The organism is Pseudoalteromonas sp. NZS37, assembly GCF_015864265.1.
GTDB classification, from domain to species: Bacteria; Pseudomonadota; Gammaproteobacteria; order Enterobacterales; family Alteromonadaceae; genus Pseudoalteromonas; species Pseudoalteromonas arctica.
Window position 1 is genome coordinate 520,786 of record NZ_JADYXL010000002.1, and the last position, 23,906, is coordinate 544,691.

Sequence of the window (23,906 nt, forward strand, 5' to 3'; positions counted from 1 at the left end):
CGCTTTTAACATTTTACGTGTTTGTAATACCAATTTTATTAAAAACATGGTCATTCTAGCGTATTAAATAGCTCACTAACTACGTTGAAAATTATTTATATAGAACAACTATGTATCATAATTTTAGCCTTGTTATTGAGCCATTTTCTTATCGCTATAATAGATCACTAATTTAATGCAATTGGTATAATTAAGCTTGTTTAGCTTTTAAACGCGCTAAACGTGCTACTTGATGAGTAGACGTTAAGAAAGAATAAATTGGTGCTAAGTAACCACGTTTACGAAGCTCTAAGAAATCAGCATCGCTTAACTCGTTTAGCTTTTTCTCATCGATAAGGTAAATACCGTTGATGTCTTTTTTCTCGCCTTTAATGTCTACTGTAAGCGTTTGCGCAATTAGTAGCTCTTTATCAGCAAGGAATTTAGTGAACGCTTCAGTTACTTGAGAAAACTCAATAAAAGATACAAGCGCTTCTTTACGACGTTTTAGGTAATCTGTTTCTTCGCCGTTTTCAAATAATGCATTACCTTCGTCTTCACCAACAAGCGCACTTGCTTCGTCAATTACGATACCGTATTGATCTTGATCTGGGTGTTTAACTAAGCCCAGTGGGTAACGAGTAGATGCCATAGGTGCAAATGCTGCAGTCCATTTACCATCTTCTACAAAAAGGTTTTCGCCTGGCTCTAAGCCAAACATAGCAACAGCTTGAAAAGTGCCGCTTTCGTTGTTTTTAACGAATGACATTGGAAACTCGTTTGCTACGCGTGCAAACTCATGTGCAACTACTGGCACTAAATGTTGAGTTTTCATGAATTCTACATTGATGCCGTTTTGAATTTTAGTGTTGGCATGTTTTTCGTTGTGTAAAGGCTGTACTTGTTGCTCCGCCATGTTACTGCTCCGTTTATTTTAATTTATATGTTTCATTGTTAATACCTTTAGGCTAATGCTTTTGAGCTAAAAAAGGAAGGGAAACTTTTATGACAACGACCATGAAAAAATAAAATTTAACTAAATCTGAACGTTGCTAAAAAACATACAGCTCAAACTCATAATTTTTGTTCAAAAACAACACACTTCGTGGTTGATTTTAATACAAACCAAAGTTATTCATTAACATTGGTTAACAGTTCAGGACTGTTTTTTTGCAGTGTTTAGGCTTAAATTTGAGCAAATAAAAAAGGCCGCTTATATAAGCGGCCTTTAAAAGTTAAATTAGCACCTAAATTAAGGCGCCCAATATACTTCAATATTTATACTTGGGTGATTAAGCACAGCGCGTAGTGGCATGTCATTCACATCGCCTCCCGCTTTTGCTTGCTTATAAACAGCGAGTTTTTCTTCACCGCTAATTAAAAGCTTAACCACTTTAGATTGCGCAATAGCATTTAACGTAAGTGTCATTCGCTCAGTAATACTACCCGTCACATCACTTTGTATCGCATTAATTGCACATACTGTTTGCTCAGTTGTTAAACCGTGGTCTAAACCTTCTGCATTTGGGAACAACGACGCTGTATGGCCATCTGGGCCCATGCCTAGAATAGTTACATCGTATGGCGCTTTTAAAGCACTGTAAGCGGCTTCACACACTTCACTGCCTTGCTGCGCGGTTGCAGCATCGTTTTTCATGGTTATAAAGTTTGCAGCACTGCCAAAATTTTGTAATAACGTGCTTTTAATAAAAGCTTCGTTACTTTTTTCATGGCTTGGGTCTACCCAGCGTTCATCAACCATAGCAACATCAACATGTTGCCAATCTAAATCAAGCGTTGATAAATGCTTATAAGCTGGCGCAGGAGACGAGCCACCCGACACCATTAATACAGCACGGCCATCGTTTTTAATGCCATCACGTAGTGATTGCTCAAGCGTTGCAGAAAGCTCGGCTGTTAACGCGTCTTTATCGTCAAAAAATTTTTCAACTAGTGTTGCCATGCTTATACCTTATCGCCTGTGTTAAACCACACGTGGCTTTTTTCTGCCAATAGTTCATCAGCATCCTCAGGACCCCAGCTACCAGCACGGTAAAGTGCAGGCTTGCCTTTGTCTTGCCAACGGTCAATGATTGGATCAATCCATTTCCACGCTTGACGAACTTCATCACGGTGAATAAATAATGATGGGTTATTTGCAGCGGCATCAAGCATTAAACGCTTGTACGCATCTGAGTGAAAACCATTGCTGTAAGCTTGTGAAAGCTCAATATTCATTGTTACTGGTTCAAGTTGCATTTGAAGGTTATCAAGACGCTTAGACATAAGCGTTAGTTGAATTGTTTCCTCTGGCTGCAAACGAATAACAAGACGATTTGGCTCGATATTACCCACGTTATCTTCGTAGATATTGTGAGATACTTTTTTGTATTCAACCACAATTTCTGCACAGCGCTTAGCCATACGTTTACCCGTACGAAGGTAAAATGGAACACCCGCCCAGCGCCAGTTATCAATATGTGCACGAATAGCTACAAACGTTTCTGTTTTACTAGAACCTTCATTTAGCTCTTCTAAGTAACCCGGTACAATTTTACCGTTTAAGTCACCTGGTACGTATTGACCACGAACAATATTTTCATCAACATCACCACCTACTAGTGGGCGAAGTGCTTCTAATACTTTTAATTTTTCGTTACGAATACTGTTAGCGTTAAGCTTATTAGGCGACTCCATTGCAACTAAACAAAGTAGTTGTAATAAATGGTTTTGAACCATGTCACGAAGTGCACCGGCTTTATCGTAAAAACCAGCACGGCTTTCAAGACCAACAGTTTCTGATAAGCTAATTTGGATGTTATCAATAGATTTAGCATCCCACATATTTTCAAACAATGAGTTTGAAAAACGCAGCGCCATTAAGTTTTGTACTGTTTCTTTACCTAAGTAATGGTCAATACGGAAAATTTGCTCTTCATTAAAAAATTCCGCAATTTTTCCATTAATTGCTTCAGCAGAATCACCGCAATAACCAATAGGCTTTTCAACAACAACGCGTGATGTAGGTGTAATTAAACCTTTAGTCGATAATATTTCACAACATGTGCCGTAAACAGCAGGTGGAAGCGATAAATAAAACACGCGAGACTTAGTGCTTTCGTGCTCATCTAAAATGCCTTTTAGCACATCCCAGTTGTCATCTGCTTCTGTAACATTACTTACCACTGGCACTAAAAAAGTAGAAAATGCTTTCCAATCTTTAGCGTTAAACTCACCTTTGCTTAAAAATTCTTGTAATGCTTTATGCGCTGTTTCTATGTATTCAGCACGTTTCGATTCTTCGCGCACTGTTGGTAGGATACGTGAGCCTTCAGGTAAGTTACCTTCTTGATATGCTCTGTACATTGCAGGTAGCAATTTGCGTAACGCAAGATCACCACCGCCCCCAAAAATTATAATATCAAAAGGATTAAGCATAGTTACTCTCTACGTTGTGATACCCAGTACACTTTATAAATGCGCGGGTATGCCTATTTATTGCTAGATTAGATGGCTTTTATAGCTGTATTTAAATAAAAGCCTGCTGAATTGTTCTGTATCGATGATTTATTATTATTTTTATCATTGCGCTTATTAAATGAGCCTTAGGGGCCCTGTATCTCCTCTCACAAAAATACAGACCCTAAGCACTCCAGCGCTACCCGTTCAAAGGTACTCGGTTTACTTACTTGCGTAAGCGAATTTTTTACTGCGTACGGTTTTGTTTGTAGTACGCCATTAAGCCGTTTGTAGAACTATCATGAGCATGTTTAACGCTTTCATCAGTGAGTTCACTCTCAATTTTAGATGCTAAACCTTTACCCAGTTCTACACCCCATTGGTCAAACGAACATATTTCTAAAATAATGCCTTGGCAAAATATCTTATGCTCATACAGTGCAATTAAACGGCCCACTGTTTTAGCATCTACTGTATCTAATAGCATAGACGTTGTAGGACGATTGCCTTGATGAATTTTATGATTTAATAACTCATCAATCTCTGCTTGCGATTTACCCTTAGCGGTTAAATCAGCAGTAACTTGCGCTGCATCTACACCACTCATCATCGCTTCTGTTTGTGCAAAGAAGTTTGATAATAAAATATCGTGATGCTTATCAACATTCACTTGTGGTTTAACTGATGCAATAAAATCTGCAGGTACAATTACATTACCTTGGTGTAAACACTGATAAAACGCGTGCTGACCATTAATACCCGTCATACCCCAAATAATTGGAACTGTAGTATAAGGTACCGTTTCGCCGGCAAAGTTAACGTGTTTACCGTTACTTTCCATTTCGCCTTGCTGTAAATAAGCAGGCAACATATGCAGTGCTTGGTCGTACGGTAATATAGCTTGCGCTGTGTAGCCCAAAAAGCTCGTATTCCATACACTAAGCAATGCCATAATTAATGGTATATTTTGCTCAAACGGCGCAGATTTAAAGTGCTCGTCTATTTCAAACGCGCCTTCTAAAATTGCTTCAAAGGCGTCGTAGCCTAAATATAAAGCAATTGGTAAGCCTATCGCACTCCAAAGTGAAAAGCGACCGCCAACCCAATCCCACATAGTGAATACGTTTTCGTCGCTGATACCAAAGGCTGCCGTTTTTTCTAAATTTGTACTTACTGCAACAAAGTGTTTTGCAATTGTACTTTCATCTTTTGTTGTTTGTAAAAACCAGTCAACCGCTGTTTTAGCGTTTGTCATAGTTTCTGACGTAGTAAATGTTTTTGACGAAATAACAAATAATGTTGTTTCAGGGTCAATGGCTTTCAATATAGACGAAATCTGTACACCGTCAGCATTAGATACGTAATGAACATTTAACGTATCATCAGCAAGTGCTTTTAATGCCTCGGTTGCCATTTGTGGGCCAAGGTTAGAACCACCTACGCCAATACTTACAACATCTTTTACCGCTTTACCGGTATAGCCTAACCATTTACCGCTACGAACTTTTTCTACAAACACTTTAATTTTAGCTAATTCGTTGTCTACGGCTTGTGTTACGTTTTCGCCATCCACTATTAATGGAGTGTGAGCACGATTACGAAGTGCCGTATGTAGTACTGAGCGATCCTCGGTGATATTGATTTTTTCACCGCTAAACATTTTATCGCGCCACGATGCAATATTGCATTCTTTAGCAAGCGACATTAAGTTTGCAAAAACATCGTTATCAATAAGTTGCTTAGAATAGTCGAATAATACGCCAGGTACTTGAGTCGAAAACTGAGAAAAGCGCGTGTCATCTTGTGCAAATAACGTTTTCAGATGTGTTTGTTTCATCTTAGCTGCACTTAGTTCTAGTGCTTGCCAACTTGCTAGTTGCGTTCGGTTAGACATGGAAATATCCTCTAGTTTTTTCAATCAATTGATTTAAAAATGTTTTTTATAAAAGCAAAACTCTTAACACTGCTTATTTACACTAAAATTAAGCGCCGATAGTATAACTAAAAATGCAAAAAAAGTGCTGTTTTTATAATTTTAGATGCCGATGATAACGCAATTTTTAGCTTTTGACACCGGTATCATAAAAATTTTATAAATTAATTTACCCGCAATTTTAAAGGCAACGGGATAGCTTAATCAATCAAAATGAAATATTAATGAATTTTTATCAGCACAATAATTACTTTTTATAGTTATTCACTAATTATTAGGGCCTGTTTATCTTTCGAAGTTAAATTTGCAGCAGTGTGTTTGGCATTTAGGCAAGGCAGAGCCTATGTAGTGTGGTTATTCCCCATAAATAGGCGATAACGTGGAATAAATGCCAAACATGCGCTGCCCGAAGGGTTCTGCCTAGGGGCAATTTACTCTTTGTTACTCGGTTTTTACTTAGCCCACTAGGTTACAAACCTCACGCCGCGATTAAATAGCCCCTAGATTGAACAAATTTTAATCCTGAAAGGTCAACAGGCCCTAGGGCTTGTTTACCTTGCGAGCAAATAAACCTTAAAAACAAAAAAATCGGCCCTAAAGCCGATTTTGTATAAATTACAATCTTTGTTTAATTACTAAGCGCTAACCCGCCACTTAGGTTATAAACCGTTTTGTATCCTAGTTGCATTAAATTAGTTGCAGCAATTTTTGAGCGGTTACCACTACGGCATAATAAAATGTACTTGTTATTTTTGTTTAATTGCCCTTCAAATACCGCATTTGCCATTCTGCTAAGTGGTATATTTAATGTTTTTTCATCTAGCGTATTAAATAACTGAGCAACATTATTTGCTCCATGCTCATACGGCTCCCGAGTATCTATTAAATATGTATCGCTGGTGTTTAACATTACTTTAGCGTCATCAAAATTTAATTGCTGTGTATCAACCTCAGGTAACGCATTTACATAACCACACAATTGCGTGTTATCTACTTGTTTTGAAGCGTCGTACTGCTGTTTTTGTATTGCAAATTCATCAACTGAAATACTGCTGCTCACTAACGCATCAAGAAGTGGCGTTTGGTTTTGCTGTACAGCCCAGTTCATGGCAAAACATTGTTGGTAGTCGTGCCCTGAGCAAATAATGCTGGTGCTATTAAGTTGCTCGCTCATTGCTAAAATAGAGCGTGCCATTGCTTTTGCATCCCCACCTATAAGCGATGTATTGCCAAGCCCTGCAGGCAGTATTAAATCACCACAAAAACAGTAACGCGTTTCGCCATTACTGTTTTTTAATAAATAACTTACACTGTCTTTGCTGTGCCCAGGTGTAACTACTTTTTCAAGTACGTCGTTTGCCAAGTTAATACTTGCTGTATTTAGCGGCCAACCTAGCGAATCAACCTCACCTTTTATAACTCTTGATGCAAGAACGCTGGTTAGTAAATTAGTCGCTGACTCTCGCTCTTGATGCAGATGAGTATTAAGCACCGCCGATATAGTTAAGTTTTGTGTATTAGCTATTTTTTCAAAGCGCGGAATAAGCTCAATAATAGGATCAATAATTACAGCGTATTTATCATCGCTTACATAAAGCCAACTACATGCACCTTGGTGCCTAAATTGAGTAAGGCCCAGTGCGCATACTTCTTGTTGTGGTGTGGTGCTGTCAGATACGATTAAACAGTTTGCCTGTAGTATTGCTTTAAGAGCGCGAATACGCACACAAGCATCATCAATATCGTGTTGTGTTGCAGCAGGTCCAAACGATAGCCTAATCGCGTTTTCGCTTTGCCACTTACTTGCACCCATTGCATCTAAAACAAAACTTGTTGATGCGCCTGTACTACAAGCCGAGCCTCCACTTACGCGAATGCCCGCAGCGTCAAATAAATCAATCACTTCTTTGCTCGTTAAATCGTTAACAGCAAAGTTAAGTGTGGTAGGCACGCTATAAGCAAAATCATGATTGAATGTAATATCGCCAAAGGTGTCTTTTATCGCGCTTTGTAACTGGCTTCGATAAGAATTAAGTACGCTAACAGACTTAAACGTGTTGTCTGATTTATCAAGCAACATACTAAATAGCTTATTTAACCCTGCAATACCGGGTAGATTTTCCGTGCCTGAGCGCATCCCACTTTCTTGACCGCCACCCGCTATAAAAGGTGTGTACGCACTGCCACTACGAATATATAAAAAACCAATACCTTTAGGTGCATAAAGCTTATGCCCCGAAAAAGGTGCGTAATCTATTGTTGTGTCACTTAGTGCGAGCGCTTGTTTACCGAGCGCCTGCACGCAATCCACCATCCACGATACATTTTTATTACGGCTACGAATCACCTGCTCAATAGCGGGTAAATCTTGATATACACCGGTTTCGTTATTAACGGCCATGGTGCAAATCATCAAAGCGTTATCTATATGTTTAGCTATAAAATCTAAATCTAAAATACCGTTACTATCAACCGGAATAGCAAGCACTTCAGCATTAACGTCAAGTACGCTATTCCAGTGCTTAAGTGTATTTGGCACCGCTTTGTGCTCAGTAGCGCCATATAACAATACGGGGTTTTTAATCGGGTGTTTTTTAGCATCAATTAACGTAGAAACCACCGCAGTTTGAATGCCTTCTGTTGCGCCAGAGGTAAATAAAATATCGCCATTACTTGCGCCAATAACCGTGTGTGCTTTTTGACGTGTTTGTTCTAATAAATGCTTGGCTTGTATACCTGTAATGTGCGGACTTGAAGGATTACCAAAACATATTTGCATGGTATGAGAAACAACATCAGCAATACAAGGCAACACAGGGGTCGTTGCGTTTGCATCAAGGTAAACTTGTTTTACTGGCTCATCGTGCAATAAAAACTCAGACATTAAAAAACGCACCTTATTACTAAAAAATATATCTTATTACCAATAGTACATAAATTTACAGGTAATGAGTAATAATCAATTAGCACTAGAGGTGCGTTTACTATTCTTTTTTAGACTAAAAGTCTGTTTACTTAATTATTCACTGACCTCTTTACTTATCTCTTCATGCGTTGACGACCAAGCTGTTATTAGCGCTTTTACTAATGAAGCCAACGGGATGGCAAAAAATACGCCCCAAAATCCCCACAAGCCACCAAAAAATAATACCGCGACAATTATAAATACCGGATTTAAATCAACCGCCTCAGAAAACAACAGTGGCACAAGCACGTTGCCATCAAGCGCCTGAATAATTCCGTAAATAATTAGAATGGTCCAAAACTGTGTTTCTAATCCAAACTGAAACAGCGCAACAGCCGCTACCGGAATAGTGACGAGTGCCGCGCCAATAAATGGAATTAATACCGACAAGCCAACAAGCACTCCAAGTAATGCGGCGTAGCGTAAATCTAAAACAGTAAATGCAATAAAAGACACACCACCAACAATTAAAATTTCAAACACTTTACCGCGAATGTAATTCATAATTTGTTGATTCATTTCGTGCCACACTTGCAAAATTAAGCGTCGTTGCTGCGGGATCAGTTTAGCAATACTCCCCGTTAGCTCCAGCTTATCTTTAAGCATAAAAAACACCAGTAACGGCACAAGTACTAAATATATAAGCCACGCAACAACATCTTTTAATGACGTAAGTGAAAACGACAATACAGTTTGACCAAATTCAATGATTTTAGCTTCTACCGTTGCAACAATAGCTTGTACTTGATCTATGTTAATTAAACTTGGGTATTGTTCAGGTAAAGCCATTAAATAAGACTTCCCTTGTTCTAACATATGCGGGGTTTCTTGCACTAAGTTACTGGTTTGCTTCCAAAGCACTGGGCCAATAACCAAAATAAGGGTGAGCATAATGCTAATAAATATCAACATTACAATAATCGTTGCAGTAAAACGTTTTAAGCCAACGCGCTCTAAATGAACAACCGGCCAATCAAGTAAATAAGCAATAACCAATGCTACAAGCACAGGAACAATTAACGAGCCAAAAAAGTAAAGTAAGGCCACTGAGGCTAATAATAAAAATAATAAGGTAGACGAATGAGGATCCGAGAACTTCCTTTCGTACCATGTTTTTACGTATTCAAACATGTAATGGCTCCACTAATAACAACCCACGTTGTTTATCAAAATTGTAACTATAAGCATTTTTTTGCAAAAAACGTTCAATATCGTTCGCACTTTCACCTTTATTAAGACTAAAAGTGATACGTTGTTTTGAAGATTGCGCACTTCGTAGCGCAAGTTTAAACTGCACAAATTGCTGAGGGCATTTAAACTCTTTTAAATCGCGCTCTACCATAACTACTTTATCCGTATAGTAAATGAATAATAAGTCGCATATTTACGGTCAATATACTTATATACCCAAACCGTTGTAACTTTTTGTTAAAACAATACCTGCAATAGTTTATCCTTATAACATAACTAGCAGTAAGGATAAGTTAATGCCTGGCACGCATAATAAAGCGCAACTACCCAGTAATCCAACACTCAAAGAGATTAATTGGTTTAAAAAGCAAATTAATTGGGGCGAACTACCTCCTTTTTATCACCTTGTTGCCTCATCAATAAGCGAATCAGAAGGGATTTTAGATCATGGATTCGATAATGCAGTTAAACAACTTATAGATAAACGCAATTGGAACTTAGATTTATTAGAAGGCCATGAAGACAGCCTTGGTGTAATACACACTAAACATAAGCCACGTATTGCGCTGCACCAAGTTTTTACCGACAGAGGCTTTGAGCTATGGGCACAGCCTTATGCTAAAGATGTTATTGTTGACCAATACATAAAAAATAATCGCTTTATGGAGTTTAGAGTGTGGGATCCACATTCAATGAAAAACCTGATCAGAATAAGTCAGTTACATAAGTTTATTGGCTTTTATTTTGAACGGGGCGACAAAGCAGATAAAGCCATTATTTTACATGCACATAAAGTAGTACATAAAATTATTACTTTTTTGCAGCGAGAATTGAACGTTGTAAAGCTTGATGGAGTCACAATAAAAGAACTATACCAATTGTGCGAAAAAGACAGCCGTGCAAGCAGTGACGAAATAGACATAGCCAAAATTGCAATTGGCGAACAAATTAACAAGGAATAAAATGCAGCTAAAATCAGCATTTATCACTTTATGCAGTGCCGCGCTTACGTTTAGCTTATTAGTAAGCGAACCTTTAAAAGCGCAAACCAACTTTACACTTCCTGATTTAGGAACATCTGCATTACAAGCACTGCCACTTGAAAAAGAACAAGCTATTGGCGAAGTAATGATGATGCAAATACGAGGTTCATCGCCAGTTATAAACGATCCTGTGCTAGATGAATACCTCACGACTATTGGCCGTAAACTTGTTGCTAATGCTAACGATGTACGTTTTCCGTTTTCGTTTTTTTGGATAAATAACTCAGAAATAAATGCGTTTGCATTTTATGGCGGGCATGTAGGTGTACACACCGGGTTAATAGCTCAAGCCGATAACGAGAGCCAGTTTGCTTCGGTACTTGGTCACGAAATTGCTCACGTAACACAGCGCCACTTAGCACGTAGAATACAGCAACAACAAGATAACAGCGCGCTGACCATTGCCGGCATGATTGCAGGTATATTAGCAACCGTTGTTGCACCCGACGCGGGTATTGCCATTATATCTGCCAGCCAAACACAATCAGCTTTTAGTCAGTTAACGCATAGCCGCTCAGCTGAGCAAGAAGCTGACCGCATAGGCATGCAAACACTTAATAATGCAGGATTTGATCCCCGTGCATCGAGTGAGTTTTTAACTAAACTTGCAGCGCAAATTCGCTATAAATACAAACCACCTGCATTTTTGCTAACTCACCCATTACCAGAGAGTCGTGTATCAGATGTACGTTTGCGTGCAGAGCAATTTCCTGTGCGCCTTATGAATGCGAGCCTTGAGTTTAATTTAGCAAAAAGTCGAGTGCTTGCCCGCTATGACAACAAACCAGAAAACGCAGAAGATCTATTTAGAAAGCTACTGCGCGAAAATACCTACAACAACACTGCATTAAAGTATGGCTTAGCCATAAGCTTGCTTGATCAAAAAAAGCTTGATGAAGCAGCGCCAATATTAGACGAGCTTTTAAAAAACGATCCTAAAAACTTATTTTATATAGATACCCATACCGATTTACTTATTGCACAAAAAAAGGCAGATGAAGCCGTTAAGTTTTTAGCGGATTTAAATCAGTATCGCCCTAATAATCAGGTAATTACACTTAACTATGCCAACTCAGCACTTGAAGCTGAGCAATATGAGCTTGCTGAAAATATTTTAAAGAGTTTTTTACTCGAAAAGCCAGATCATAACTTAGGCAAACAACTCCTTGCAGACGCGTATAAAAAACAAGATAAATTAGCCTCTTATCACGAAGCTAACGCCGATGTATTAGCGCAATATGGTGCTTATTTAAAAGCCGCAGACGAAGTACAAAAAGCACTAAACTTTGTAGAGCCTACTCAACTTGTAAAGCAACAACGTTTAAAAGCACTACTTACCCAGTATCGACTTTTACAAAAAGAGCTTGCAAGACTTTAAGTCTGCAAGCGCTTACCCTAAAATAGACGCAATTCACACTTTGGAATCATTTTATGTCTGTTACTATTTACCACAACCCACGTTGTTCTAAATCACGCGAAACGCTAGCACTACTGCAAAGTAAAGCAATAGAGCCAAGTGTTGTAGAGTATTTAAAAACGCCTCTTACACACGAGCAAATTTCAACGCTTGTAATCCAACTTGGTTTTTCATCCGTACGTGAATTAATGCGCACAAAAGAAGATGACTACAAAGCGCTTAATTTAAAAGATGAAAGCAGTGAATCAGCATTAATAGATGTCATGGTACAAAATCCAAAACTAATTGAACGCCCTATTGTAGTGAATAACAATAAAGCAGCGATTGGTCGTCCACCAGAAAACGTACTAAGCGTTTTATAATGAGTGCAACCATAGTGGTGCTTTATCACTCAAGCCATGGCTCAGTTGAAGCAATGGCTCACGAAATAGCAGAGTCGATAGAGCAACAAGGCGCTACAGCACTGCTTCGCACCTTTGTGGCTAAAAATGCGCACGACATTGTGATCACTAAAGATGATTTAATAAATTGCGATGGTTTAGCATTTGGTACTCCAACCCGATTTGGCATGATGGCCTCTCAAGCTAAAAGCTTTTGGGAAACCACCAGCGACTTATGGTTAAAAGGTCAGTTAATAGATAAGCCAGCGTGTGTGTTTTCGTCATCAAGCAGTATGCATGGTGGTAATGAAGCAACCTTACTTAACTTATCTCTGCCACTATTACACCACGGTATGATGCTACTAGGCGTGCCTTACGATGTGCCAGAATTACTTGCAACACAAACAGGTGGAACACCATACGGTGCAACTCACGTTGCCGGAAGTGCTAACAGTGCACAACTAAGCAAAGACGAAATTAAAATATGCCAAAGCGTTGGTAAACGCCTTACTCACATTGCGAGAAAACTTAAATGAATACAGCTGACAACCCAGCTAAAAAGCCGATTACAGTAAAGTTTCAGCGTGCCGCACTATTTGGCTATGTAGGTTTACTTGTTCTTATTCCACTGTGGATGTATTTTGTGCCACCTCTAAATGGTAATGCGAGTTTAGTGTCTTTATTTTTGCCTATTATTCCGTTACTACTGCCGCTAAGAGGCATAATTAAAGATAATACATACACTTATGCGTGGGCTAACTTTGTTGTAATGCTGTATTTTATTCACGGGCTTACCATGCTGTGGGCCGCTCCTGATGAATTAATTTGGGTATTGCTAGAGCTTGTGTTTGCCTCTTCAATGTTTATTGGCTGTACTTACTACGCAAGACACCGCGGACAAGAACAAGGTTTAAAAATCCGTAAGCTTAAAGAAGAACTAGCTGAAGAAAAAGCAGCAAATGAGCACGGTAAATAAGGCTTAACCATAAACGGTTATAAATACAAAAAACGCGCTTAAATTGCTTTAAGCGCGTTTTTTATTAGCTGTTTAAAAGTGACTAAACTAAATCACTTAAGGCAGCTAGCACCACAATACTCGCCAACCCTATTTGAGCAATTAAGCTAATAAACGAAAAGCCTCTAAGCACAAATAAACCCCAAGGGTGTTTAATATGTGGATATAACGCACAGCGTTTTAAAGTGGTCGCAAAGAAAAAACAAATCACTGCCGCCATAGTTAAACTCAGCGTCAGCTCACTTTTAATAGAGAGTGTTTCATCAAAAAAGAAGAACAACTGCAAAGGCAGCAATATAGTGACAATAGCGTGCAGCACATGTACTTTTTTAATGCGATCAAACTGCCCTTCTGGCGAAAGCTCTTTAATACCAAAGTCACGCTCTAAACATTTAACCAAGTTATTAGCTTTAATACTAACCGCCAAACGGTAACAACTTAAACCTTCTTTATTGCGCGCTCTAAAGTTATAGCCCGCTTTAATAAGCAGCACCATTAACGATTCATTTTTAGCAAATACAGCATAATGAAGTGCTGTGTTACCTAAATTATCAACCGCTTTTTTGTCTTGCTTTGCAAGTAGCGTTTCAACCACATTTACAAAGCCTTTTTCGGCGGCCCACATAAAAGCTGTTTTATTGCTTTCATCAGCAAGAACACCTGTAGCGCCTTGCTCAATAAAACGCATTGCCATTGTTTGCTTGGCTGTTTTTTTACGCAGGTGCGTTAATAATGCTTTTTCTAGCAGTACAACAGAGTCAACATCAGGAGAAACCTGTGTAAGCAACGTAAAATAGTCTTTACCCGCTGCTACTTTTTCGCTGGCAAGTTCAGAAAGAGTATCTAAATCAGCAATAGACTCTGGAATAAACGCACTTAAGCGCTCTCTAAAATCAACTTCTTTCCAAAGGGCTAATGTATCTTTTGCCGAAAGTTTACTTTTATTATTTAGCGCATGCTCAATTAACGTGAAATAGCGTTTACTAAAAAACAAATCGACTAAAGACAGTGGCGTATCTATGGTATTTTGTGCAGCCACACTTGCGTATTTTTCAAGGCGCTGGCATAGCATAAGCACTAAGCTTTCAGGGGTGTATTCATTATCGTAGTAATGGCTTTTAACCGCACTAATATACGCTTGTGCGTCTTCGTCATATTCAGAGATATGTTGAAAGTAACATTCTTCAAATGGTTCTAGCGGGGTTAGCCATGCCAAATAATAAATAGGCGGTAACACGGTGGTGCATACACCATCGTCTTCATTTGTAGAACGACAAGCAGGCCAAGCTTCCAAAGCATCTAAAATAAAGGCACCGTTTTGTTCTACCAGTCCTTTAATAAGTAATGGGTATTCCTTTGGCCAAATCAGTACATTTTCCATTAAAACAACACAACTCCAGTGTGGCTTGGGGGTGGTAAGTTATATCAGTTTTTAGCTGACACCACGCTTAATCAAAGTGTCGATATTCTAGCACACCTTTGTTTTGCTGCTAGCGCAAAATTACGCAATAACAACAATCCTTTACTTACAAATATAAAAACGGCCAAGTACATAAGTAATTGGCCGTTTTTGAGGTTGGAGTTGGGCTTAATCAGAGCCAGACAAATAGTCTATTTACTTTTTAACTCGCTAATAACTTGATCTAAACCCACTTCAGAAATACGTTGAATAATCTCTTTTTGCTTAGCACTTAATAGTGAAATACCTTCGGCAACAATATCGTATACTTTCCACTCATCATGTTTACCTAAACGAAGCTTAAAACTTAAGTCGATTGTAGGCGCATTTGGCTCAATAATTTGTGTATTAACTGTTGCGTACTCAGAGTCACTTTTTGCGTTATTACGCTCAAATACTACTTTTTGACCTGTGTACTTCATTAGTGCACCAGCGTATGTGCCTGTTAAGTAATGCTCTACTGCATCTATAAATTGAACAGCCTGCTCGCGCTCAATGCCTTTAATGTGTTTACCTAATAATTTAAACGACACAAACTTAACATCAATATGTGGCATTAAACGTTTTTCAACAATGGCAGCCATCGCTTCTTTGCTTGCTGTGCCTTTTGAATTTACTTGGCCAATGTCTGCAAATAGCTTATCGGCTACTGATTCAAGTAACTGATCTGGCGATTGCTGAGTTTGTGCAAATAACGAACTACTAAAAAAAGCAGTGGCTAAAACGAATAGTTTAAAGAGTTTCATAATTGTATATGTCTGTGTGATTAAGATGGCTGTAATTTACGCGAACTATACGCAATAAAAAAGGCACAAATAAGCAACTTATTAATGCCCAAATCGCACCAATAAAATAACTAAAATAAATTCAAGCAGTTAGAAACCTCCATTAACAGCTCATATACAACCGGCATTTTGTCCTCATTGTAATTGTTAATAGGTCGCCCTTATCATTTAGTTATCACTTGAATCAGACAAACATTTGGCACCTATGAAAACGTCACTTAAAACACTTATTATCTCTTTTGCATTAGTAGTTTCACTTTTTGGCAAACTTGCTTTTGCTCAATCGAACCATGGTTATGCTGTTGATTTTCTCAAAGGCGAAGGTAACGTAAACGGCGTTAAGCTTGCGTATCAGTATCATGCACCTAGCATGCAAAATATAATTGGTGATGCACGCTTTTACTTTGAAACCAGCGTAAATATGTGGGAATACCGCCACGGCGATGAAACACAATCAAACCTAGTACTTGCTATGTCACCTGTGCTGCAATTTCCTGCCTTTAGTTTTAACAACACCCCATTTTATGTAGAAGCAGGGATTGGTGTATCACTGATTGATGAAACGCAGTTTGCCGGTAAAAACATAAGTACTCACTACCAATTTGAAGACCGCATAGGCCTTGTTGCCGACTTTGGTCATACTAATGTTGCCCTTAGAGTTATTCACTATTCAAACGCAGGCTTTAAAGAGCCAAACCCAGGGCTTAACTTTTTAACGCTTTCGGTAGCTAGACGTTTTTAAGGTTATTGATTGTGTTTAACGTTATTGATTGTGTTTAAAGTTATTGATTATGTTTTGAGTAATTTAATTGCTGTTATAGCGTAAAACGGTCACACTTAAACGTACTAAATATTAAGTGATACTGCGATGCAAACTTGGCATATTGTAATTATTGTCGCCGTTGTTTTTGCTATTGTCATTGGTAATATTGCGCTGATTAGACTCTCTGCAAAAACGGAGTTTAAAAAGCCCAACGCCAATATTAAAAATACAACAGACACAAAAAAGCCCTGATTAATCAGGGCTTTTTTAATAATACCAATTCACTTAATTATATTTTCGTAAATTTAGCCTACTAACCAATGCGCCATTAGCGCAATAACAGGTAAAGTAATTAGCGTTCGCAAAATAAATATAATAAACAACTCTAAAATATTTACCGGTATTTTACTGCCAAGTAAAAGTGCGCCCACCTCAGACATATAAATAAGCTGAGTTACACTCATTGCGGCAATAATAAAGCGCGTTACATCACTTTCAATTGTACCTGCTGCTAATATTGACGGAATAAACATATCAGCAAAACCAACCATAATAGTCTGCGACGCTGCTGCCGCTTCGGGTACTTGTAATAACTCTAAAAATGGCACAAACGGCATACCTAAATACTGAAATATAGGCGTATGCTCAGCAATAATCAGTGCAAATGTACCTACCGCCATAACTACAGGCAATACACCAAACACCATATCAAGCGCGTTATGTAAGCCCTCTTTTATAGTACCTTTAACACCCGTTGAGTTATCTGCTTTAGCTAATGCAACATCTAACGAATGACCAAATAAGGTTTTATGACCCGGAATTGTTTCAGCGTCTCTATCTGGCTCAGTACCATCAATCAATAAGTCTTTTTTAAAGCGCAGTGGCGGTAATCGCGGCACAATAATAGCGGCAACAATACCGGCTAAACATACCGTTGCGTAAAACGGTGCAAATAGGTATTCAAGTTTAACTTGCCCAAGCACCACTAAACTAAACGTAATTGAAACCGCTGAAAACGTAGTACCAATAATAGCCGCTTCGCGTTGTGTATAGTGCTTTTGATCGTACTGCCTTGCAGTCATCAAAATACCCACACTACCATCACCTAACCACGATGCAGTACAGTCAACCGCGCTTCTACCAGGTACACCAAATACAGGGCGCATTACTTTAGTCATTAACGTACCAGCAAGCTCTAGTAGACCAAAGTTAATTAATAGCGGCAGTAATAAGCCCGCTAAAATAAATACCGAAAACAACACTGGCAATAAGTCATTTAATACCAGCGCGCCAGTATTGGCCGAGGTAATCATCTCGCTGCCTAGGCTTAAGTACGTCATTAAACCAAACGCCATTCCAAATAAGCGCACCACCAGCCATGTCCAGCTCACGTCAAATAAATGCTTTAACAAAGGTGAGTTACATATAGCGGCGGGTTTAAACACTTTAGTAATTACAGAAATAACCCCTGTAATACAAATAATGAGAGTAATAATTGCTTGAGCAGAGCCAAGCATCATTGCTTGGACCGCTTTTGCCATAACGGCAATAGGAATGGTCATCCCTTGCGAGGTACTAATGGGTGTCATAAATAAAAACACACCAATTAACGAAGGAACCAAAAAAGTAAACCAAGTGCGCCACGTGTAGTGTGAACGTTCAGGTAGCTGAGACATATTTATTAACCTATAAAAACCACAAAAAGAGCATAGCGCTCTTTTTGTGGTAAAACTTATTATTATTTAAATTTTAATGCCGCGCTGAATGAGTGCTGCTTCTAATGCTTGTTGTAAACCATTCATAGTACCTGGCTCAAGCGTTTCGCCTTTGTCATCCATCCACGTTAAGCTAGTACCGCCTTCTTTAGTTTTACTTACTAAAATTTGGTATTGGCCTTCATCAATAGGTAGTTGAGCTACGTCATCACCCCAAATTGAATCCCAAACGCTTGTTTCCGGTTTAGTATAATCAGCAGTAATTAAGCCCGTATCTGGGTTAATTTCAACAATAGTGAACGACAAGCGCTCTAAAAAGCCAGAGAAACGATCAAACACAGCTTCGTAAGATTGCTCAGTTACAAGTGCTGCATTACCTTTGTTATCAAAGCCCATTTCAAGAGAAATAATACCTTGGCGCTTACGCATATCAACTTCAAGTTGACGGTAACGGTAATCAAACTCGCTCACTACTTGGTTAAGCGCACGTACTTCTAACTGCTGCTTTAACAAATCAGTAAGTGTATGGTCGCCTTTAAAGTCTATCAGCTCTACACGTAAAGACGCAGTACGCTGATGTGACTTTTCTTCAATAGTGAATCTAAACTTTTCTAAGTCATCGTTAACTTCATCGCCCCACCACCAAAAGCTTTCTTCTGTTTTGATGATTGAGTACCAATCAGTTTCAATAATACCAAGTAGCTTATCTTCTTTAGTTGTGCCCGCGTTATTATCAGCAAGTACCGATTGAATCGTATCCCAAAGAAATTCATCTAAATCAGCAATGCCATCGTTTTTATCAAAATAAATACGCGCTTGTTTATCTGTCTCTTCTACCCAACTGCCTTTAGCAATTGTTAATACTTGTGCCGGTGGGCGGTAATTTGTAGCTTCAGGATTGTTGTCGTATTGACCTACATCCATTTTATAAACTGGGTCTTGAGCTGGTTGAGATAACGACGTTGGTGCTTTTACAGGCTCATGCGTACGATAGTTACGTTCGTCATGTGCCTTATTAATAAATACACTACACCCTGATAAACTTACCAATACACTTACTGCAAGTGCTTTTGGGATCCAATACTGCACAGATATTTCTCCTTAGCATACCCTTTAATTGTTTTAACAAATATATGAGTGGGTAATGCCGATTTGGTTCAGTGTAAAATCAATATTAACTTTACATTTATTATTTGGCTGCCTAAATGCAATAAAGTTCAGCACTTCAACTTAGCAATAAAACTAAGCGCAAATAAGCAAATTTTAGCTATGGTACTTTCCCGTGCCAGTAAAAACAAGAAACACCGCACTTTAAAAGCGCTTAATTAGCGTGTGCTGTAGTTTAGAGCCCTTTTTGTGTTAAACTTCGCCGCCGTGCAACTTCTCGTGTGTATTTTTGGTGTTGCCAACTCGGTTGATATAATCCAAGTAACAAGGTATTTGAACTCATGACTGCATTTTCAAATCATCAAATTGTTTTAACAGCGATTGGCGAAGACAGACCCGGTATTGTAAGTGAACTAACCCAACTGGTTAGCGATTGCCACTGCAACATTATTGACAGCCGTATTGCTATTTTAGGCTGCGAATTTACCTTCATAATGCTACTTAGCGGCGACATGTCGGCAATAAGCCGCATAGAGCACGTACTGCCAACTAAAGCCATGGAACTTGGCCTGCTAACCATGATGAAGCGTACAGCAAGTCATACTCCTAGCGAGTTTTGTGCAGGTTACACCCTAGAATACACAGGCATAGACACCCCTGGCACATTGAGCAAAGTAACGCGCTTTTTTGCCGACAATAATATTAGTATTTGCTCACTTAAGTCAGACACTTATTCCCAAGAAGACAACATTAAAATGCGTTGTGAACTTGAATTCAACATACCTGTTGATGTAGATATAGATCAATTTAAAATTAGTTTTGAGAGCCTTTCTCACACACTAAACGTAGATTATATTTTTAAACGAATTCGTTAAGGATGCTAAACATGAACACAATTAGTCCATTACAAGCTGGCGATACTGCACCCGCTTTTAGCCTACAAAACCAAAACGACGAAACAGTAACATTAAGCGAGCTGTTAAAAGAGCAACAAGTGCTTGTGTACTTTTACCCTAAAGCGTCAACGCCGGGCTGTACTGTACAAGCCGAAAATCTACGCGATGAGCAAGCACAGCTTGCTAAATTTAACACCCGCGTTGTAGGTATTAGCCCAGATCCAATTAAGCGCCTTAAAAACTTTGAAACTAAAAAAGAGCTTAATTTTGACCTATTAGCCGATGAAGACCACGCCATTGCTGAAGCATTTGGTGTATGGGGCTACAAAAAGTTTATGGGTAAAGAGTACGATGGTATTCATCGCCTAACGTTTTTAGTAGGCCAAGACGGTAAAATTAAACACCTATTTGATAAGTTTAAAACTAAAGATCATCATCAAGTAGTGTTGGATTATTTAGCTGCAGAATAAGTTTGTGGCTGAGTAAGTTAGCTACCAGCTATTAGAAAATACAGAAAAGCGTTGCTCAAGGGCAACGCTTTTTTTATGCCTATACATTTGCGCTATATAAAACTTAAATAGTAATTGAGTAAATAATTTGTTAAAACTGCCAAAGCACTTATTATTAGCACCTTGCCAATTGGATATTTAAACCTTGAATAAAAGCCTAAAATTTAAACTTTATTTAACTGCATTAATCATCTGTATTATTGGTTTTAACTTTTCAGAACCAAGTATGCAATTTTACTCAAACCCGTTTTATATCGGTAGTTTCGTTTTTGCTATTGCGCTTATAATCTCTGTAATTAATTACGCCTGCCCTGCCTGTAAGAAAAACCAAGTAATGCGCTCTATTTCTAGTTATAAGCTTCCCACTAACGATTGTTATAATTGCGGGAAAGAAATTGATGAGAAAAACTAATTCACCTACTTTGTCTTAATACATGAAACTAAATAAGAAAGAGTTAAGCAACCGCATTACATTGTAAGTTTTTCTCTATTGCTAAACTCTCACGATACTCAGAAGCTTCAGCTTTTAAAGTCCAATGAACATCTTTAATCCCATTGCCCTCTACAGCTTTCTTAACTTCTGATATTGTAGTTTTGAAAAATTCTTTCCTTGAATTTATTTTATTCACTGAGTAAATATCAAAACGGCGATGAAGTTCTTTTTCTAAAGATGGCGCATCTTCACTAAATATCATCGCATGAACATCAAAGGAAAAAGGAACAGATGCATCGCCTAGTTCTTTGACACGATCCATAGGCTCAAGTCTTCGGGTCATACCAATTTTGAATACCTCTTCACCAAAACTGCCTACATTGCTTATTACGTATACATGCCCTCTTCGGGTTTGTTGTGCCATCGACATAGCTCTTTGACCTTTATCTTCTGCTTCTTTTAATTGCTTTTCTAGATCAAGTAATTTCGCTTCATAGTCGGCTCGCTGCTCATCATTTGCAGTAGAAAGTTCTTCTCGTGCTTTTTTCAAAGCTTTCTGAAGTAAGCGTTCTTCTTTTTCGGCTTCTTTCTTTGCTTTCTCAATATCTCTTAAAGCCTTTTCTTCTTCCCTAATTTGAGCCTTAATTTCTGCTTGCTCTTCACGTTCGATTCTTTTTAATTCACTTGTAGCTACAGCCCACTTTAGTTCAATTAAACGTGCATTAAGATATTTTTCATTAATTCTAGCTTTTCTAAAAGGAACGCCATTGTGGTTAACTAATGCGAACGCATCTAATATTTCTTGGTTTATTTTCCCAAAATTATCGTGTTTTACTTTAGATAATGCACTATCTACTTTACCGTTAAATGCATCAACTACAAAATGGATTGCATATGTTTTTCTATGTTGTTCAACATAGTCACAATCCCCAGCAAATCCTTCTTTTATCATTTGCCTAATATTTTGACGTATTGACTTTAGCTCTGCTCCAGCTTCTTTGTGACCAAAATCCTCAGCTAAGTCATCTAAAACTGAGTGATTAGGAATGATATAGTCGTCCTTATAGCCTTCGATAGTATTTCGCATTGCTTTTATTGCTTGCTCGTAGGTATTAGCTTTTTCTTTTGCTTCATACGCATCACCCGCAATCTCTTTAGCCCTTTGCTCTGCGAATAAAGTAATACGGTCAGCTTCTTGATTAGCATCCAACCTAATTTTTTCAGCTTTCTCCTTCGCTTCTCGAAGTCTTAGGCTCCCCTCTATTCTTTGTTCCTTTAATGACTCACTTACAGTAATAGATTCATTTTTTACTTCATTAGCTAAATTTTCAGCAGTTTGCTTTATAGCATTTGCTTTTAGTTTCGCTTCATCTAATAAAGCTTGAGAGTAAGCTTCGGCTTGAATGATTGGGCTATATTTCTCAGTTAGCTCTTTATTTTTCAATGATTGCTTTTTAGCTTCTTCTCGCGCTAAAGCTAAAGAATCATTTAATGCCTTAATATTTTGTTTAAACTGTATTTTTAAATTTTTTGTATGGTTGTACCAACCAAGACAAATCAATATGGTAATTATTAGGAGGAGAATTGATGCAGAGTGTTCCATTTTAAATTCCTTTTATCATTATTAAATCCACTATTTGAAGGTAGCATATATTTTTGAGTCGATGAAACTGAAATTAATATACAGAATTTTACGCGCCGAAACTCAAATACGGTGCATCGTCGGATGGCGCTTCGCTTATCCGACCTACGTTTTCAAATATATAATGCAGGGTTATTGGGGGCGTGGGTATTTTAGGTTCGTTGGGTTTCGCTACGCTCTACCCAACCTACGAGTTTGTCTTAAATTTTTACGCAGACAAAAATGGCGTTGCCTGAGCGCTGTGCCCATGGGGTTATTTTGTCGTAGTCATGTTCAAATATGTGGATTTCGAAGTACGGTTTTAAGGCTTCTTTAAGCTCGGTATAACTAAAAGCAACCATTGGGTGCTCGTCGTGCCATACGAGTGTTTTGTCTGCGGTGGTTTTTTCTATGCTGAGTTTTAATAATTGTTTGCTGCCAGTGCCACTGTAGTGCCAACCAGAGCGAAATGTGAAGAAGCTATTTTCGCTTGTTGCTGTGTGCTCTACAAATGAATCGCTGTCGATTTTGTTTTTATCAACCGTGTTAAAGCAAAATATTCCACCTACGTTTAATGCGCTGTGTACGCTAGCAAGGCATTCTTTTAGCTTATTAATGCCGTCGCAGTAATGGATTGAATACAAAAAGCAGGTAATTAAATCCAATTGCTCGGTTACTTTAAATTCACTCATGTTTTGCAACGAAAATTGCGCTTCTGGACAACGAACTTTTGCTTTATCGAGCATTGGCTGGTTTAAATCAAGCCCACTACTTTTATAGCCGTAGTCAATAAAGTGGCGTACATGCGGGCCGGTGCCACATGCTAAATCGAGATGGGTATTTGCGCCATTACCAAAAATTTGGTGCAGCCTGTGAATAGAATTGCTTTGGGCTTGATAATCTATATCTGCGCACATTAAGTCGTAGTAATCAGAAAGGTCGGTGTAGAGTGCATTTGCGGACATATAAGCCTAGTCGTAAGTAGTAGAATATTTTTAAGTCGCGCATAGTAAACTAATTAGCACAATTAACGAAGAAGATATGAGCTTTAGGGTAGATGTAATTTTAGGCTATAAATTTTAGGTTATAAAGTACAGGCTATAAAGTACAGGGTTGTCGGATGGCGCTTCGCTTATCCGACCTACGTATTTAAATATCATAGAGCGTTGTTGTAAAGCGGTGTGAAATTGGAGATTCGTTGGGTTTCGCTACGCTCTACCCAACCTACGTACTATA

22 protein-coding genes are annotated in these 23,906 nt (G+C 38.4%); 9 read left to right on the plus strand and 13 right to left on the minus strand.

Features of this window, described 5'->3' with window-relative positions:
* Positions 1–190: 190 nt before the first annotated feature.
* The 7 genes from I6F47_RS05620 to I6F47_RS05650 form a co-directional block, all read right to left on the minus strand.
* Positions 191–895 (minus strand): SapC family protein, encoded by a 705-nt coding sequence (locus tag I6F47_RS05620; protein WP_002961447.1) that lies wholly within the window; start codon positions 893–895, stop codon positions 191–193.
* 336 nt (positions 896–1,231) lie between these two features.
* Complete coding sequence (gene pgl, locus I6F47_RS05625; RefSeq protein WP_024591001.1) at positions 1,232–1,942, minus strand: 6-phosphogluconolactonase; 711 nt, start codon at positions 1,940–1,942, stop codon at positions 1,232–1,234.
* Between the two features lie 2 nt (positions 1,943–1,944).
* Positions 1,945–3,417 carry a glucose-6-phosphate dehydrogenase gene (zwf, locus tag I6F47_RS05630; RefSeq protein WP_101163306.1) on the minus strand — a complete coding sequence of 491 codons (1,473 nt, stop codon included), beginning with the start codon at positions 3,415–3,417 and terminating at the stop codon, positions 1,945–1,947.
* A gap of 268 nt (positions 3,418–3,685) precedes the next feature.
* Positions 3,686–5,332: a glucose-6-phosphate isomerase gene (gene pgi, locus I6F47_RS05635; protein ID WP_197183491.1), complete on the minus strand. Its 1,647-nt coding sequence runs from the start codon at positions 5,330–5,332 to the stop codon at positions 3,686–3,688.
* 667 nt (positions 5,333–5,999) lie between these two features.
* Complete coding sequence (locus tag I6F47_RS05640; protein ID WP_197183492.1) at positions 6,000–8,255, minus strand: aminotransferase class V-fold PLP-dependent enzyme; 2,256 nt, start codon at positions 8,253–8,255, stop codon at positions 6,000–6,002.
* A 135-nt stretch (positions 8,256–8,390) separates the two neighbouring features.
* Positions 8,391–9,467: an AI-2E family transporter gene (locus I6F47_RS05645; RefSeq protein WP_007581049.1), complete on the minus strand. Its 1,077-nt coding sequence runs from the start codon at positions 9,465–9,467 to the stop codon at positions 8,391–8,393.
* Entirely contained in the window at positions 9,460–9,678 is a 219-nt protein-coding gene (locus I6F47_RS05650; RefSeq protein ID WP_002961455.1) for a sulfurtransferase TusA family protein, read from the minus strand. The genes I6F47_RS05645 and I6F47_RS05650 overlap by 8 nt, the downstream gene beginning before the upstream one ends.
* 145 nt (positions 9,679–9,823) lie before the next feature.
* Between I6F47_RS05650 and I6F47_RS05655 the strand changes: the two genes are divergently transcribed.
* The 5 genes from I6F47_RS05655 to I6F47_RS05675 are packed head-to-tail and all read left to right on the plus strand — an operon-like array spanning position 9,824 to position 13,343.
* The gene (locus tag I6F47_RS05655; protein ID WP_007581045.1) at positions 9,824–10,489 is read left to right on the plus strand and encodes a hypothetical protein; all 666 of its coding nucleotides are present in this window, start codon (positions 9,824–9,826) and stop codon (positions 10,487–10,489) included.
* 1 nt (position 10,490) lies between these two features.
* Complete coding sequence (locus I6F47_RS05660) at positions 10,491–11,948, plus strand: M48 family metalloprotease (protein WP_007581042.1); 1,458 nt, start codon at positions 10,491–10,493, stop codon at positions 11,946–11,948.
* A gap of 53 nt (positions 11,949–12,001) precedes the next feature.
* Positions 12,002–12,349: an arsenate reductase (glutaredoxin) gene (gene arsC / locus I6F47_RS05665; RefSeq protein WP_197183493.1), complete on the plus strand. Its 348-nt coding sequence runs from the start codon at positions 12,002–12,004 to the stop codon at positions 12,347–12,349.
* On the plus strand, positions 12,349–12,903 hold the full coding sequence (gene wrbA, locus I6F47_RS05670; RefSeq protein WP_007581039.1) for an NAD(P)H:quinone oxidoreductase: 555 nt from the start codon (positions 12,349–12,351) through the stop codon (positions 12,901–12,903). The genes arsC and wrbA overlap by 1 nt, the downstream gene beginning before the upstream one ends.
* Complete coding sequence (locus I6F47_RS05675; protein WP_007581036.1) at positions 12,900–13,343, plus strand: DUF2069 domain-containing protein; 444 nt, start codon at positions 12,900–12,902, stop codon at positions 13,341–13,343. Before wrbA ends, I6F47_RS05675 begins: the two co-directional genes overlap by 4 nt.
* A gap of 82 nt (positions 13,344–13,425) precedes the next feature.
* Here I6F47_RS05675 and I6F47_RS05680 read toward each other — a convergent pair whose 3' ends face one another.
* Positions 13,426–14,763 carry an ankyrin repeat domain-containing protein gene (locus tag I6F47_RS05680; RefSeq protein ID WP_197183494.1) on the minus strand — a complete coding sequence of 446 codons (1,338 nt, stop codon included), beginning with the start codon at positions 14,761–14,763 and terminating at the stop codon, positions 13,426–13,428.
* Between the two features lie 230 nt (positions 14,764–14,993).
* Complete coding sequence (locus I6F47_RS05685; RefSeq protein WP_197183495.1) at positions 14,994–15,587, minus strand: MlaC/ttg2D family ABC transporter substrate-binding protein; 594 nt, start codon at positions 15,585–15,587, stop codon at positions 14,994–14,996.
* A 244-nt stretch (positions 15,588–15,831) separates the two neighbouring features.
* On the opposite strand from I6F47_RS05685, the gene I6F47_RS05690 reads away from it, so the two are divergent.
* On the plus strand, positions 15,832–16,368 hold the full coding sequence (locus tag I6F47_RS05690) for an acyloxyacyl hydrolase (RefSeq protein WP_197183496.1): 537 nt from the start codon (positions 15,832–15,834) through the stop codon (positions 16,366–16,368).
* Positions 16,369–16,494: 126 nt separating this feature from the next.
* On the plus strand, positions 16,495–16,641 hold the full coding sequence (locus I6F47_RS05695; protein ID WP_007583912.1) for a DUF2897 family protein: 147 nt from the start codon (positions 16,495–16,497) through the stop codon (positions 16,639–16,641).
* A gap of 53 nt (positions 16,642–16,694) precedes the next feature.
* On the opposite strand, the gene I6F47_RS05700 is transcribed toward I6F47_RS05695, so the two are convergent.
* Positions 16,695–18,065, minus strand: a complete 1,371-nt coding sequence (locus I6F47_RS05700) for a YjiH family protein (protein WP_197183497.1) — start codon at positions 18,063–18,065, stop codon at positions 16,695–16,697.
* 66 nt (positions 18,066–18,131) lie between these two features.
* Positions 18,132–19,193: an outer membrane protein assembly factor BamC gene (gene bamC, locus I6F47_RS05705; protein ID WP_002963120.1), complete on the minus strand. Its 1,062-nt coding sequence runs from the start codon at positions 19,191–19,193 to the stop codon at positions 18,132–18,134.
* Positions 19,194–19,552: 359 nt separating this feature from the next.
* Between bamC and I6F47_RS05710 the strand changes: the two genes are divergently transcribed.
* Positions 19,553–20,086 carry a glycine cleavage system protein R gene (locus I6F47_RS05710; RefSeq protein ID WP_007583906.1) on the plus strand — a complete coding sequence of 178 codons (534 nt, stop codon included), beginning with the start codon at positions 19,553–19,555 and terminating at the stop codon, positions 20,084–20,086.
* 11 nt (positions 20,087–20,097) lie between these two features.
* The gene (bcp, locus tag I6F47_RS05715) at positions 20,098–20,577 is read left to right on the plus strand and encodes a thioredoxin-dependent thiol peroxidase (protein WP_002963124.1); all 480 of its coding nucleotides are present in this window, start codon (positions 20,098–20,100) and stop codon (positions 20,575–20,577) included.
* Between the two features lie 494 nt (positions 20,578–21,071).
* Here bcp and I6F47_RS05720 read toward each other — a convergent pair whose 3' ends face one another.
* Positions 21,072–22,652: a DUF4041 domain-containing protein gene (locus I6F47_RS05720; RefSeq protein ID WP_197183498.1), complete on the minus strand. Its 1,581-nt coding sequence runs from the start codon at positions 22,650–22,652 to the stop codon at positions 21,072–21,074.
* A gap of 239 nt (positions 22,653–22,891) precedes the next feature.
* A complete protein-coding gene (locus tag I6F47_RS05725) occupies positions 22,892–23,635 on the minus strand; it encodes a class I SAM-dependent DNA methyltransferase (RefSeq protein ID WP_197183499.1) in 744 nt (247 codons plus the stop codon).
* Positions 23,636–23,906 lie beyond the last annotated feature (271 nt).